This window comes from Bifidobacterium sp. B4079 (genome assembly GCF_026537385.1).
Classification (GTDB): domain Bacteria; phylum Actinomycetota; class Actinomycetes; order Actinomycetales; family Bifidobacteriaceae; genus Bombiscardovia; species Bombiscardovia asteroides_I.
The window spans coordinates 998,857-1,012,236 of the sequence record NZ_JAFNMH010000001.1 but is presented as its reverse complement, the minus strand read 5'-3'; the positions used below and the strand labels follow the sequence as shown (position 1 = coordinate 1,012,236).

Annotated in this window: 9 protein-coding genes; 5 read left to right on the top strand and 4 right to left on the bottom strand. The window is 62.7% G+C overall.

Annotation, left to right across the window (positions count from 1 at the left end):
* Positions 1-24 precede the first annotated feature (24 nt).
* Positions 25-2,517 carry a DUF4855 domain-containing protein gene (locus tag J3T95_RS04230; RefSeq protein WP_267450488.1) on the bottom strand — a complete coding sequence of 831 codons (2,493 nt, stop codon included), beginning with the start codon at positions 2,515-2,517 and terminating at the stop codon, positions 25-27.
* A gap of 170 nt (positions 2,518-2,687) precedes the next feature.
* Between J3T95_RS04230 and dapA the strand changes: the two genes are divergently transcribed.
* Together dapA and J3T95_RS04220 are read left to right on the top strand one after the other, a co-directional pair.
* Positions 2,688-3,593, top strand: coding sequence for a 4-hydroxy-tetrahydrodipicolinate synthase (gene dapA, locus J3T95_RS04225; protein ID WP_220236952.1), 906 nt, complete (start codon positions 2,688-2,690; stop codon positions 3,591-3,593).
* 69 nt (positions 3,594-3,662) lie between these two features.
* The gene (locus tag J3T95_RS04220) at positions 3,663-5,537 is read left to right on the top strand and encodes a ribonuclease J (protein WP_267450487.1); all 1,875 of its coding nucleotides are present in this window, start codon (positions 3,663-3,665) and stop codon (positions 5,535-5,537) included.
* A gap of 87 nt (positions 5,538-5,624) precedes the next feature.
* On the opposite strand, the gene J3T95_RS04215 is transcribed toward J3T95_RS04220, so the two are convergent.
* Entirely contained in the window at positions 5,625-6,689 is a 1,065-nt protein-coding gene (locus J3T95_RS04215) for a 2,3-butanediol dehydrogenase (RefSeq protein ID WP_220236953.1), read from the bottom strand.
* A 115-nt stretch (positions 6,690-6,804) separates the two neighbouring features.
* Positions 6,805-7,563 carry a hypothetical protein gene (locus J3T95_RS04210; protein WP_267450486.1) on the bottom strand — a complete coding sequence of 253 codons (759 nt, stop codon included), beginning with the start codon at positions 7,561-7,563 and terminating at the stop codon, positions 6,805-6,807.
* Between the two features lie 212 nt (positions 7,564-7,775).
* On the opposite strand from J3T95_RS04210, the gene pepN reads away from it, so the two are divergent.
* The 3 genes from pepN (at position 7,776) to J3T95_RS04195 (ending at position 12,586) form a co-directional block, all read left to right on the top strand.
* Positions 7,776-10,391: an aminopeptidase N gene (gene pepN / locus J3T95_RS04205; RefSeq protein WP_267450485.1), complete on the top strand. Its 2,616-nt coding sequence runs from the start codon at positions 7,776-7,778 to the stop codon at positions 10,389-10,391.
* A gap of 134 nt (positions 10,392-10,525) precedes the next feature.
* Entirely contained in the window at positions 10,526-11,902 is a 1,377-nt protein-coding gene (gene glmM, locus J3T95_RS04200; protein WP_220236956.1) for a phosphoglucosamine mutase, read from the top strand.
* 30 nt (positions 11,903-11,932) lie between these two features.
* Positions 11,933-12,586 (top strand): peptide deformylase, encoded by a 654-nt coding sequence (locus tag J3T95_RS04195; RefSeq protein WP_220236957.1) that lies wholly within the window; start codon positions 11,933-11,935, stop codon positions 12,584-12,586.
* On the opposite strand, the gene J3T95_RS04190 is transcribed toward J3T95_RS04195, so the two are convergent.
* Positions 12,535-13,266, bottom strand: coding sequence for an SOS response-associated peptidase (locus J3T95_RS04190; protein ID WP_220236958.1), 732 nt, complete (start codon positions 13,264-13,266; stop codon positions 12,535-12,537). The two genes, J3T95_RS04195 and J3T95_RS04190, sit on opposite strands and share 52 nt — an antisense overlap.
* Positions 13,267-13,380 lie beyond the last annotated feature (114 nt).

The following is a 13,380-nucleotide window of genomic DNA, read 5'->3' as shown; positions in this document are numbered from 1 at the left end:
AGTCTCAAGCCGTGGGCTGGGTTTTCAGCCGTCCCATTCCGTGGATACTTCGGAAAGCATGGTCCACGTCTGGGCGGATCCCAGCCCCGGGAGCCTGATTCTCACCGCATCGATGCCCTTGTGGGGGCCGCACTCAAGGCTCAGCCGTATCCCGTCGTCGCCCAATTCCGTCCTGGACATATGACCGGTAAGCGGCAGCCATGACCCGCCTATCCGCGCTTCGGCGGCGAAGCCGGCCGGGCTCCGTATTCCGGTTGAGGCATCGTCAAGGGTCCACAATGAAACCCTGGAGACATCAATAGACCTTGGCGTGTCGAAACGAAGGCTGACCGGTGTGTCCGACGGCCAGCCGGTCAGCAGCTTCGGCACGAAGGATCCGGTATGGATGCCATCGGTCAGCTTCAGACCGTCATCGGAATACCCATCCTCCGGTCCGGGATTCCTGACCGACCGGTATGCAAAGCCCAGCTGGCCGCCCTGCCGATTGAAAACCTCTATCTCCGATATCATGGTCCAGGCATTCGTGCCAAGGCGTATATCCAGGTACCTTGCCGTGGCAGGGAGGCCCGCAGCATCCAAATATCCATCCTGATTGGTGCACATGACTTCAAGACCTGACTGACAGGTGGCGCCGGCCTGGATGGGCAGGCCATCGTCATAGGCGGGCGCATGCCGTCCCGTGACCACGGGCGGGGAAAAAGCCCAGCCGCGGCTGATCGAAGCCGCATCTCCAGCGGCCTGATCCACCAGCACCGGACTGTCGGAGAACCCGACGTGACCATTCAACGGCCAGTTGACGGCGGCATCCGATCCGCCCTGCGTGTGCACGCGGACCTTGGCGACTTCCCTGGGTGCGCCCAGGTCCAGTATGATGCCCACCGTACCCGGGTCCGAGTTCCACCCCACGTTCAATCCTGAACTCCATCCTCCACGGGAGATGCGGCCGTCATGGAGCTCCTGTGCATTCTTGTCGGGGTATGGGCCGGTCTGCGGGGCAGGCGACTCGACGGTCGTGAAGGCGTTGGCCAAACCGTTGACTGTAGTGGCTTCCTGGGAGGCGTCCGCCAGGACGGCCTGGACCCTGGGCTTTGATACGGCGGAATCGGGGCTGGATTGCAGCACCAGGCGCATCTGTGCAGGAGCAGTTGGTGCCTTCGATTGGTCTAGCCGCATTATGAACCCCTGGTATCCGTCGGCCAGAGCATCGGGCGCCGTCCGATAGGCCCACCCGAGTTGATTCCATGGTCCGCCTGTGGTCCTGGTCTCCAGGGTGGCCTTGCCTGTCCAGTGGCGTTCCCCCTCCAGCATCTCGATGCGAATCGCGCCCAGAGTGCTTGGAATGATTTGCGAAGTTTGCAGAACAAGCCCTTGAGCTGTCTCCCCGACCTTGCCGGGCTCGGCCTGCATATGCAGGTTCCGGTCAGGTGAGGGGACATCACGTCCAGCGAGGTAGTCGGCAAGATGGTCATACACTGCGCGCTGGGGCGGGTTTCGGCTGGTGACTATTCCGCAGGAGCCGAATCCTTCCCCTAGGAAGGCGGCTGAGGCCCCTTCCCGGTATCCTGTAGAGATGCCGTAGGCCAGGTACTGATCAGCCATTGCCTGCTCGCTCCTTAGACGAGCACACCCCCTGAATTCCAGCTCGATGCCGAGTCCGTGCGTTCGTGCCGCCAAGGCTGCGGCTTCGAGTCGGGATGCGTTGACGTCGCCACCGTCAAGCGATGAGCGAAAGGCGTAGGAGGGTTGCATGATGGCCAGATCGAAACCATCCTCCTTCCAATGATTCCATCCCGCCGCTTTAAAATACGGAATGAACAGGCATCGCAGACCTGCATCGTGGATCCCGTCGGTGTCGCTGGTGATCAGATGGTTTTCGAAGGGGGTTATGTCCTCCCTCATTCTGTACAGTCCCCAGAGCTTCAGATGGTCGGCCTGCTTGCGTCTGAATCGATTGCTGACCTCCGTGGCGAACCAGCGGGTCACGGCACGGCGGTCATCGCCATTTGAGAGGTTTCGGTCTTGGCCTGCAACCATGCCGAACGATGTGATTGCAGGGTTCATCCAAGGCATCATGATGATGACCGAACGTTGTCGAACGGGGCTTCCCGGTTCCTGGGCCGCGGCCGAGGCATTCTCCAGCGCGTCGATCGGACCGCCGTCCATGAACCATTGATCCAATATGTTCACCCAGTCGTCCAGCTTGGTGCCTCCATAGTCCGTCTGTATGCCGTTGATGGAAAATCGAAGAAGGGCCACTGCGTCGAAGAGGGAATCGCCCGACACCGCCCTGCCCATGGTGTCCTGGCGGTTGAAGAGCGGCCGGACAGAGTCGGGATTCAAGCTGGACTCCGCATATACCAGGGCTGCATGGTGGAACCCGACCTGGGCGGGATCGGGATACCCGGGAAATGTCTGAGCCTGCCCCCTGGCAGGGGTGAGCCCCAATACGGCGAGGGCAGCCAGGATGGTCATCCATGCCAGAACCACTCTGATGATGTGATGCTCCGTCTGTTCCATCTTTCCTCCGGTTTTGGCTGATAGAGGTCGGTCGATCATCTGGGCATTCATGGTAGTGGCGTTTACGGCATTGCTAGGGTTACGCTTGGTCTGGCATCGGGGCTGCCCTGACGGGATGGAGGAGGGTGTCGTGAAGGCAATGCGTCCCTATCTGCAAGTAGCGTTGAAGTATGTCTGAGCTTCACACCCATCTGTTGCCTGATGCCCCTTTCGGACGGGTTGTTCCGGCCATGGTCACGCCTATGACCCAGGAGGGGTCCGTGGATTTCGAGACTGCCGGCAATCTGGCGCGCAGGCTGGTCGCCGATGGGGCGGATGGGATTCTGGTGAACGGCACCACCGGCGAGTCCCCTGTGACTCACATGCAGGAAAAAGTCGATCTGGTAAAAGAGATCAAGGAGTCGGTGGATGTCCCGGTCATCTCGGGTGCCGGTTCCAATGATACGGCCCATACGGTGCGTATGGTCGAGAAAATCCAAGAGGCCGGGGCGGATGCCCTGCTGGTGGTGATGCCCTACTATTCCAGGCCCTCTCAGGATGGTGTGGTGGCCCACTTCAGGTCGGTCAGCCAATCCGCCGAGCGCCCGCTCATCCTGTACGATGTGCCCGGCCGTACCGGTCTGCATGTGGAGTTGGAAACCTACCGTCGTCTGAGCGAGCTCAAACATGTGGCGGCCGTCAAGGATGCCACGGGTGATCTGGCCGCGGTGCCACGGAAGCGGCAGGAGACGGGGCTGACCTGGTATTCGGGCGACGATGGGCTTTACCTTCCGTTCCTGGCTCTGGGGGCAGCAGGAATCATATCGGTCATGGCCCACGTTGCCAGCGCCCCGATGCAGGCGCTGGCAACCAGGTTCGACTCGGGCGATCTGGAAGGCGCCCAGCATCTGGCCACCGCTTTGGCACCGCTGGTTCAGGCCCTGAACGGCGACGGCCAGCAGGCGGTCATGGCCAAGGCTGCGCTGAAGGTCGCCGGTGTCATTGACGAGACTACGATGAGGCTGCCCAACCTGGGGCCCGGCAATGCCCAACTGGCCAAGGCCAGGAAGGGCATGAAGGCTGCGGGGTTGATCTGAACGGAAGCGAAAACCAAAGCGTCGCCCCTGCACTGAGCAGGGGTACAGATAATGGAAACACAAGTGAAAATGGCAAGAAAAACACAAGAAGAGAAGTCGACGAGTAAGGGCGGGAAGAGGCAATCCGCCGTCAGGGGCCGCAATCGTGCATCCGGTTCCGGCAAGAAAGGGACCGGAAAGGCGCGTGGTGAATCACGCGGACGCCGCAACGGCTCCATCGCACGTGGAAAAGGCACCCAGACCGAACAGCATCTGGTTGCGCCTCCTAAATACCGCAAGGGCTCTATGCGCATCGTCCCTCTGGGTGGCCTGGGCGAGATCGGCCGCAACATGAATGTGATCGAGTACAACGGCCACATCCTGCTGATCGACTGCGGCGTGCTCTTCCCCGAGGAGGAGCAGCCGGGCGTGGATTTGATTCTGCCTGACTTCAGCTACATCAAGGACAAGCTGGACCAGGTGGATGCCCTGGTGCTGACCCATGGGCATGAGGACCATATTGGTGGTGTGCCCTACCTGCTCAAGTTGCGTCCGGACATCCCCCTGATTGGTTCCAAACTGACCCTGGGATTCGTCGACGCCAAGTGCGAGGAGCACCATCTCAAGCCCACCGAGGTTGAGGTCAAGGGCCGCGACAAGCTCAAGGTAGGCCCCTTCAACCTGGAGTTTGTGGCGGTCACCCACTCCATTCCCGATGCCCTGGCCGTCTCCGTGTGCACTCCGGCAGGCCATATCATCGACACCGGCGACATGAAGATCGACCCGCTGCCACTGGACCATCGCCTGACCGACCTACGCGAGTTCGCCAAGCTTGGCGAGTCCGGCGTGGACCTGCTCATGGTGGATTCCACCAATGCCGAAGTCCCCGGCTTCGTCAAGCCCGAAATCTCCATCGCCCCCGCCCTGGACAAGGCTTTCGCCGAGGCCCAGCGCAAGATCATCGTGGCCTCCTTCTCTAGCCATGTCCACCGGGTGCAGCAGGTGGTCGATGCCGCCCACAAGTTCGGCCGCAAGGTGGTCTTCGCCGGCCGGTCCATGGTCCGCAACATGTCCATTGCCTCCGACCTGGGCTACCTGCACCTGCCTGAGGACACCGTGGTCGATCTCAAGGATGCCCACAGCATCCCCGACGAGAAGATCGTCTACATGTGCACCGGATCCCAGGGCGAGCCCATGGCGGCTCTGGGCCGCATCGCCGACGGGACCCACCGCGATATCACCATCAACGAGTTCGACACGGTCATCCTGGCCAGCTCGCTGATCCCCGGCAATGAGCACGAGGTCTACAAGGTCATCAACAAACTGGTGCGCCTGGGCGCCAAGGTGGTCAACCGCGACAACGCAGCCATCCACGTTTCCGGCCACTCCGACGAGGGCGAGCTCTTGCACTTCTACAACATCGTGCAGCCCAAGTGCGCCATGCCCATCCACGGCGAGAACCGGCATTTGGTGGCCAATGGCCTGATTGCCGTAAAGACCGGCGTGGATCCGCAGAACGTGGTCCTGGCCGAGGACGGCGACGTGGTGGACCTCTACCATGGCCAGGCCGCCGTGGTTGGATCCGTGCCCTGCGGATACGTCTATGTGGACGGCGATTCAGTGGGCCAGCTGACCGACGACGAGCTGGAGCAACGCCGGATTCTGGGCACCGAGGGCTTCGTCTCCGCTTTTGCCGTGGTCGACACCGAGACCAGCAAGGTCGTCTCCGGCCCCAAGCTCTATCTGAACGCTGTGGCCGAGGACGAGAGCGAATTCAAGTCCATCAACGCCCAGATAGTCGATCAGCTTGAGGATGCTATGGCCAAGGGGACCACAGGCACCTACCAGCTGCAGCAGATGATGCGCCGCACTCTGGGCGGATGGATCTCCCGCAAGCTGCACCGCAGGCCCATGATCGTGCCCGTAGTGGCAGACATCGCCACCGACGTGCAACCGCAGGATTGATCGCCACTGCCTGCATGCTGATTCCAAAGGCTCCGGCCGCCCAGATGGACGGCCGGAGCCTTTGGCGTTATCAGTAGGCAGAAGTGCTTACATGCTCACGATGATCTTGACGTGGTTTTCCGCGTCCTCACGCAGCGGACGGAAGCCCTTGTCCACGATGTCTTCGACTCTGATCCGGTCGGTGATGAAGGTGGACAGGTCGATGTTCCGGTCATGGATCAGCTTGATGGCGTCGGCATGATCGTTGGCGTATCCCATGGATCCCGACATCAGCTTCTCGCCGAAGCCCATCTCCATGGTCACGTTCAAGTTGATGGGCTTGACGTGAATGGCCACGACGACCAGGCTGCCTTGGGCCTTGAGCGCCGACAGAAGCTGGTGGACCACCGGTTCCGCGCCGGCTGCGTCGAAGGCCACATCGGCGCCACGGCCGTCAGTCTCGGCATTGACCCGCTCCAGCAGATCCTCCTTGCTGGGGTCGATGACCAGGTCAGCGGCACCGGACTGCAGGGCCTTGTCCTTGCGGGCCTGGGAGAGCTCGGACATGATGACCTTGAGTCCCTTGGCTTTGAGCACGGTTCCAAGCAGCAGCCCGACTGGCCCCGCCCCGCCGACCAGGGCGGTCTGCCCGGGCTCGGTGTGGATCAGACGCACGGCGTGGTAGGCCACTGAGAAGGGTTCGATCAGGGCTGCCTGATCCAGGGGCAGATCGCCCACAGGGAAGACACGCTCGGCGGCCACCACCATGTGTTCGCTCATGCCGCCGCCCCAGCCGTTGATGCCGATGAAGCCCAGCTTGGAGCAGTCGTTGTAGTTGCCGGCCTTGCAGGCCGGGCATTCTCCGCAGGCCATTTCGGCCTCGACTACCACGGAGTCGCCCACCTTCATGTCGGTGTGCACGTCATCGGCGATTGCCTCGATTGTGCCCGAGATTTCATGGCCAAAGACCACCGGCAGGGTCTCCCCGGAAAGAGGGTGCGGGGTGTTTTTGGAGTTGCCGCCGTTTTGTTCGCCGTCGTAGTAGAGGTGAAGGTCGGAACCGCAGATGCCGGTGAAGGCGGGATGGATCTTGATGGTTCCCGGTTTGAGCTCAGGCTCGGGCACGTCCTCCAGACGTACATCTTCCTTGCCGTAGTACATAAGTGCTTTCATGGCGTAAACCCTTTCTGACGTGCATGCCGGTACGGTATGGACGGAGTTGACAACCCAGCTTCCCGTCCTCGCGAATGGGTGGCGCCCCTTCTTTGGGGACCATCCCATCTATATACTAACGCGTATATGCAGCTGGCATAAGAGGGCTTTCGGCCAGGACCTCACCGTCCTGGCCGAAGTCGAAGTCGCCCAGCCAGTGTCCGAACCTGCTGGGCCCCTTGCCGCACCAGACCACACAGGCGCTGCGGTCAGCCTGTCCGCTCAGCAGGCGGTTGGCGGTTCCGGTCACCCTGTCGTTGCCCAGGCGGTAATCCAGGAACTTGCCGTCCCCGTAGTGGCTGGTCACCCGCTGACGCTGCTCCTGGTTAAGCACCCGCCAGGGGTCGGCGGCGCAGAAGACCCTGGCGGGCAGGTCCTGCTCCGCCGCCTGGATCAGTGCCAGACCTCCGCCCAAGCTATGTCCGGTAAAGAGGACCCCGCGCAAGGCTCCCGCCTTGCGTCGGGCCAGGTCAAGTGCCTGCTGAGCCAGGATGCCTGCCTGCTGCGTCTGTCCTGGTTCCCCGTTCAGCGGCGGCAGGAAGCAGGTCAGCGCGGCATGGATGTCGTGCCGGGGGTCGTCGCGCAGATTGGTGCCTGCATAGACCACGGCCATATGGGCATAGTCCGGACCGCCATCCAGGTCCTGGGCGGCGATCATGCCCTCGAAGCCGTTCTCGGGGCAGTAGCGGGAGCGCAGCACCCAGTAGATGCCCAGAGCTGGATCCTCGAACCAGTGCAGGCCCGGCCGGGTCTTGATGTCCCCTCTGCCGATCCCATAAGAGTATTGGCAGAGCATGTTGAGCTGCTGCGTGGTGAATCCGGTCCGGACCTGCATGGCGCCCCCTCTCTGCCCGGCTGGTAAGCCATCGGCCTTGATCAACCGCCTGGATGCGCGGTTATTCCCGTCCGGACTGCGCCGTAAGGAAAGAGGTGAATCGTCCTTCTGGCCCGTCGGCGGGTGTCCGCATTAGACTTGGAATGCCATATCCGTACAGGACCTATGCTGATGCCGGTGGGGGCACCGGCATCCATGCGTGAAAGGAAATTATGCCCGGAGCCAATCTGACTCGTGTGGAAGCCGAAGAACGAGCCCTCGTCGTATCCAATGTCAGCTATAAGGTCAATCTGGACCTGACCAAGGGGCCTGCCACTTTCCCCTCCACGGCCTTGATCGATTTTGATGCCCGGCCTGGGGAGTCCACCTTTGTTGATCTGATAGCCGACCAGGTCAGCCTGATCGAGCTGAACGGCCGGCGTCTGGATCCGGCCCTGGCCTTCCGGGACGACCGGATAGAGCTCGACGACCTGCTGGGGCATAACCAGCTTCGGGTGGAGGCCCTATGCCGTTATTCGCGCACTGGGGAGGGGCTGCACCGCAGTGTGGACCCTTCGGATGGCAACGTCTACCTCTACTCCCAGTTCGAGGTGCCCGACGCGCGCAGAGTCTATGCCGTCTTCGACCAGCCGGACATCAAAGCCGTCTTCGACTTCACTGTGGATGCTCCGGCATCCTGGACGGTTCTTTCCAATATGCCTCCCGCCTCCCACCAGGACCTGGACAGCCGAACCGCCGAAGGGACCCTGGAGGGCGGCCGCGCCGAGGACGTGACCCGCTGGACCTTCCAGACGACCCCGGTTATGAGTTCCTACCTGACCGCCTTCGCCGCCGGGCCCTACGCACGATGGACCAGCGAGTATCGGAACGAGGACGGACGGACTATCCCCATGGGCCTGTACTGCCGGCAGGCGCTGAAGGACTCCCTGGCCGGTGATGCCGAATACCTCTTCGACATCACCAAGAAAGGCTTCGCCTTCTATGCCAAGACCTGGGACCTGCCCTTCCCCTGGGCCAAGTACGACCAGATCTTCGTGCCCGAATACAATGCGGGCGCCATGGAGAACATCGGCCTGGTCACTTTCCGCGACTCCTACGTCTTCGAGTCCAAGGCCACTGGGGCGCAGATCAACCGCCGCGTGGAGACTGTCCTGCACGAACTGGCCCACATGTGGTTCGGCGACCTGGTGACCATGAAGTGGTGGAATGATCTGTGGCTGAATGAATCCTTCGCGGAGTTCATGTCGACTCTGGCCACTGCCGAGGCCACCGAGTGGACCGACGACTGGGCCACCTTCTGCTCCGGCGAAAAGAGTTGGGCTCTGACCGAGGATCAGCTGCCCACCACCCATCCGGTGGTGGCCCCCATCCGCGACCTGCACGACACCGAGGTCAACTTCGACGGCATCACCTACGCCAAGGGCGGTTCCGTGTTGAAGCAGCTGGTCGCCTATGTGGGCCGTGAGCGCTTCTTCCAGGGCATTCACAACTATCTGACGGCTCATGCCCATGGCAACGCCACACTAAAGGATCTGCTGACCGAGCTGGAGAAGACCAGCGGCCGCGACCTGGGCAGCTGGTCCCGGCTCTGGCTCGAAGAGGCTGGCATCACCACCCTGACCAGCCAGGTGCAGACCGATGAGCAGGGGGCCATCACCGCCATGAGGATTGATCAGACTGCTCCCGAGGAGCATCCGGTCCTGCGTCCGCACCGACTGGCCCTGGGCTTCTACGACGAAGACAAGTCCGGCAAGGTGGTGCGCACGGACCAGTTCGAGCTGGACCTGGACGGCCAAGGAGCTGAGGTGCCCCAGGTCGTCGGCAGGAAGCGTCCGGCATTGGTCATGATCAACGACGACGATCTTACCTACGCCAAGCTGCGTCTGGACCGGGACTCCCTGGAGTATGCTGCGCAGAACCTGTACCGGATCGAGGACCGTCTGGCCCGGGCCGTTGTCTGGCTCAGCCTATGGGACATGACCCGGGACGCGCAATTCCCTGCCGAACGCTTCATCAGCCTGAGCCTGAAGGCCTTGGCCACTGAGCACCAATCCACCACCTTCCGCTACGCGCTGTCCCAGATCTCCACGGCCGCCCACCATTTCACCGCATCCCGTCGTCGCCAACCCATGCTGCAGCTGGTGGCAGGAACGCTCTGGGACCTTGCCGTGAAGGCCCAGCCCGGTTCGGACGAGCAGTTCCAATTGGTCCGCGCTTACCTGGGCTACGGGGACGATACTGACTTCGAGGAACACGCCCGTGGGCTGCTGAGCGGCGACCTGAAGCTGGAGGGGCTGACCGTCGACAACAACACCCGTTGGCTGATCATCCACGCCCTGTCCGCCCACGATCTGCTGGCTGACGGGGAGATCGACCGGGAGCTGGCCGCGCGAGACACTACTGAAAATCGTGAGTTCGCCATGGGCTCCCGGGCTGCCCGTCCGACGGTCGAGGCCAAGGCCTGGGCCTGGGATCAGGCCCTGCATAACGAGGATCTGACCAACTCACAGATTGAGGCCCTGGCAGACGGCTTCTCCGGCTCGGGGGACCAGGAGCTCTTTGCGCCTTACGTGGACCGCTTCTTCGCTGCCGTGGACCAGGTCTGGGCCCAGAAAACCTTCCATATCGCGGAGACCCTGCTCAACCCGCTGTCGGCAGGCGGGCTCTACCCGTCCAAGGCCGACCCGGCCGCCTTGGTTAAGGCGGGCGATGCCTGGCTGGCCGACCATGCCGAGGCTCCCAAGGCCCTGCGGGGAATGATCATCCAGAATACGGAGTCATCCAGGCGCATCCTCAAGGTTCGCGAATACAACGAGCGGCTGCGCTAGCACCCTACCCGCCCCGCCCCGAGTGGCGACGGGTCAGGGGCGGGTCCATAATGAACCTGTCGCCTGCATGCAGGATGGTACGTGAGGATCGGCGGGGCCTTCAGCGGCCTGGCAGCCGGGTTCGGAGGAGAGCAATGCCCAGATTATTCGGTACCGATGGTGTACGTGGTTTGGCCAATAAAGACCTAACTGCACAGCTGGCCCTGGATCTAGGCGATGCCGCGGTCCGGGTCCTGGGTCGTGGCGCGGATCGGTCCGCTGGCCGTCGACGTGCGCTGATCGGCCGCGACACACGGGTCTCCGGCGATTTTCTGGCCTCGGCCCTGGCCGCCGGCATGTCATCGGGCGGCTTCGACGTGATCGACGTGGGCATCATTCCCACTCCAGGCATCGCCTACCTGACCAGCGTGCTCAACGTAGAGATGGGGGCGGTCATCTCCGCCTCCCACAACCCCATGCCCGACAACGGTATCAAGTTCTTCGCCCGGGGCGGGTTCAAGCTCCAGGATTCCAAGGAGGACGACATTGAATCGGTCCTGGGCCAGGACTGGGAGCGTCCAGTGGGCGAGGGCGTGGGCCGCGTCTCCCATGACACGGTCACCGCCACCAACATGTACATCGACCACCTGGTGGAGGCTGTGGCCCCTGTCGCCCCCGACAAGACCCAGCCCAAGCCTTTGGACGGTCTGCGGATCGTGGCCGACTGCGCCAACGGGGCGACTTCGGTGGTAGCTCCCGAGGCTCTGCGCCGGGCTGGGGCGGATGTGGTGGTCATCAACGCCTCTCCCGATGGCTACAACATCAACAAGCATGCCGGGTCCACCCATCCCGAGCAGCTGCGGGCCATGGTCAAGGCCTCGGACGCGGTCATGGGCGTGGCTTTTGACGGGGATGCCGACCGTTGCCTGGCCGTGGACGAAGAGGGACACATGGTCAACGGTGACCAGATCATGGGCATTCTGGCCCGCGCTAAGCAGCGTGAGGGCAAGCTGGCCAACGACACCCTGGTGGTCACCGTCATGAGCAACCTGGGACTCAAGCTGGCACTGAAGCAGATGGGCATCGTCACCGTTCAGACGGCCGTGGGCGACCGTTACGTTCTTGAAGAGATGCTGCGCGGCGGCTACACCCTGGGCGGCGAGCAGTCCGGGCATGTCATCAACAGGGAGTTTGCTACCACAGGCGACGGGACCCTGACAGCCCTGACCTTGGCCAAGGAGGTTGTGCGTTCGGGCAAGAGTCTCAAGGAGCTGGCCGCCGACTTCCCACAGCTGCCCCAGCGGCTGATCAACGTGTCCGGGGTGGACAAGAACGCAGCCCGCACCAATGCCAAGGTCCAGGACGCGGTCGAGGCGGAGGAGCGGATGCTGGGGAGCGCTGGCCGGGTCCTGCTGCGGCCTTCGGGAACCGAGCCCCTGGTCAGGGTCATGGTAGAGGCGGCCACCCAGGAGCAGGCCGACCAGGTCTGCCAGCGGCTGGCGGGAGTCGTGGCCGACGAGCTGGCCATCTGATTCGACGACCCAGGAAAGGCGGAATCGTTCATGTTCGGCAGGAAAACGGCCTTCGATGCCGATCTCAATCACCGGGTGGAGTCCATGCTGGGCGAGGCTGGCAGGGAAGAGCTCCTGCCCATCGTGCAGATGGGCGAGCCAGTCCTGCGTCAGCAGGCCCGGCCCTACAAGGGTCAGCTGGCAGCCAAGACGCTGAACAGGCTGCTCAAGGCCATGCGTGCCACCATGCTTGAGGCTCCGGGCGTGGGTCTGGCAGCACCCCAGGTGGGCTTGGGCCTGGCCATCGCAGTCATCGAAGATCATGTCCATGACGATGAGGACGACCCCCGCCAGATTGACGAACTGCCCTTCAGGGTCATTGTCAACCCTTCCTATGAGCCTATCGGGCAGGAGACGGCCGCCTTCTACGAGGGATGCCTGTCCCTGGAAGGATTCCAGGCGGTTCGGCGGCGCTGGCTGGACATCACGGCCAGCTGGGAGGACCGTTCAGGGCGTAAGCACCGCCAGCGCATGCACGGCTGGCCGGCCCGCATCTTCCAGCACGAGACCGACCATCTGTCCGGCGAAGTCTATATCGACAAGGCTGAGATTCGCAGCCTGTCTTCCGATGAGAACCTGAGCGAGTACTGGGCCTACGACCCGGTTCCCACCGATGCGGCACGGGAGTTGGGATTCACCCTCTGAGCCGTTTTGACTCTCTGATCCAGGGCCATGCCCTCAGTCAGCTCCGGCCCGTCCCCTTTCAGGGGCGCCACTGGGTGCATGATCAGCGCCTCGGAGGCATGGCGGCCAGACTCTGCAGCCAGGGGCAGGATCGCTCTGCCATCTACGTTTGGGTCCAGCCAGGAGTCCAGAGTCGCATCAGTGATCAGCAGGGGCATCCGATCGTGCACCCGGGATGCCTCTGGCGTGGCTTGTGTCGTCAGGATGGTGGCCGTCAGCAGCCAGGGTTGGCCTGGCTGAGCCCTCCACCAAGAGTAAAGGCCGGCGATGCTCAGGGTATGGCCGTCGGGAGCCTGAAAGTAGTAGGGTCGGTGGTCGGATGTCCACTCGTAGTAGCCGCTGGCCGGAATGATGGCCCTGTGGCTCCTGGCAGAGTCCGAGTAGGTCCGTTTGGTCAGGGCGCTCTCCACCCGGGCATTGTGGGTAGGGTAGGCCATTTGGCTGCTGTCCGACCAGGAGGGGACTAGATTCCAGCGGGCCGGATGCAGGTGCCGCTGTCCACGCCGGTCCTGGGCCACCAGGGCGATGACCGACCCGGGGCTGATGTTCCAGGAGGGCCTGGGCAGCCCCGGAGCCTGCCGGGCACCATAGATTTCGGCCAGTTTGGAGTAGTCCAGGTCAGCTGCGAATCGTCCGCACATGGACCCCATTCTATGGATGTTCTGAGCCCCAGTCGAGGAAACGCCGCTGGCCTTTCCCCGGACTGGCTTGAATGGCCATTGCCGTCTCCTCCCTGCTATTATGAGAATGGTCTG

Coding starts and splice junctions, on each gene's coding strand:
- J3T95_RS04230 (WP_267450488.1), bottom strand. CDS start 2,517: ATGGAACAGACGGAGCATCACATCATCAGAGTGGTTCTGGCATGGATG.
- dapA (WP_220236952.1), top strand. CDS start 2,688: ATGTCTGAGCTTCACACCCATCTGTTGCCTGATGCCCCTTTCGGACGG.
- J3T95_RS04220 (WP_267450487.1), top strand. CDS start 3,663: ATGGCAAGAAAAACACAAGAAGAGAAGTCGACGAGTAAGGGCGGGAAG.
- J3T95_RS04215 (WP_220236953.1), bottom strand. CDS start 6,689: ATGAAAGCACTTATGTACTACGGCAAGGAAGATGTACGTCTGGAGGAC.
- J3T95_RS04210 (WP_267450486.1), bottom strand. CDS start 7,563: ATGCAGGTCCGGACCGGATTCACCACGCAGCAGCTCAACATGCTCTGC.
- pepN (WP_267450485.1), top strand. CDS start 7,776: ATGCCCGGAGCCAATCTGACTCGTGTGGAAGCCGAAGAACGAGCCCTC.
- glmM (WP_220236956.1), top strand. CDS start 10,526: ATGCCCAGATTATTCGGTACCGATGGTGTACGTGGTTTGGCCAATAAA.
- J3T95_RS04195 (WP_220236957.1), top strand. CDS start 11,933: ATGTTCGGCAGGAAAACGGCCTTCGATGCCGATCTCAATCACCGGGTG.
- J3T95_RS04190 (WP_220236958.1), bottom strand. CDS start 13,266: ATGTGCGGACGATTCGCAGCTGACCTGGACTACTCCAAACTGGCCGAA.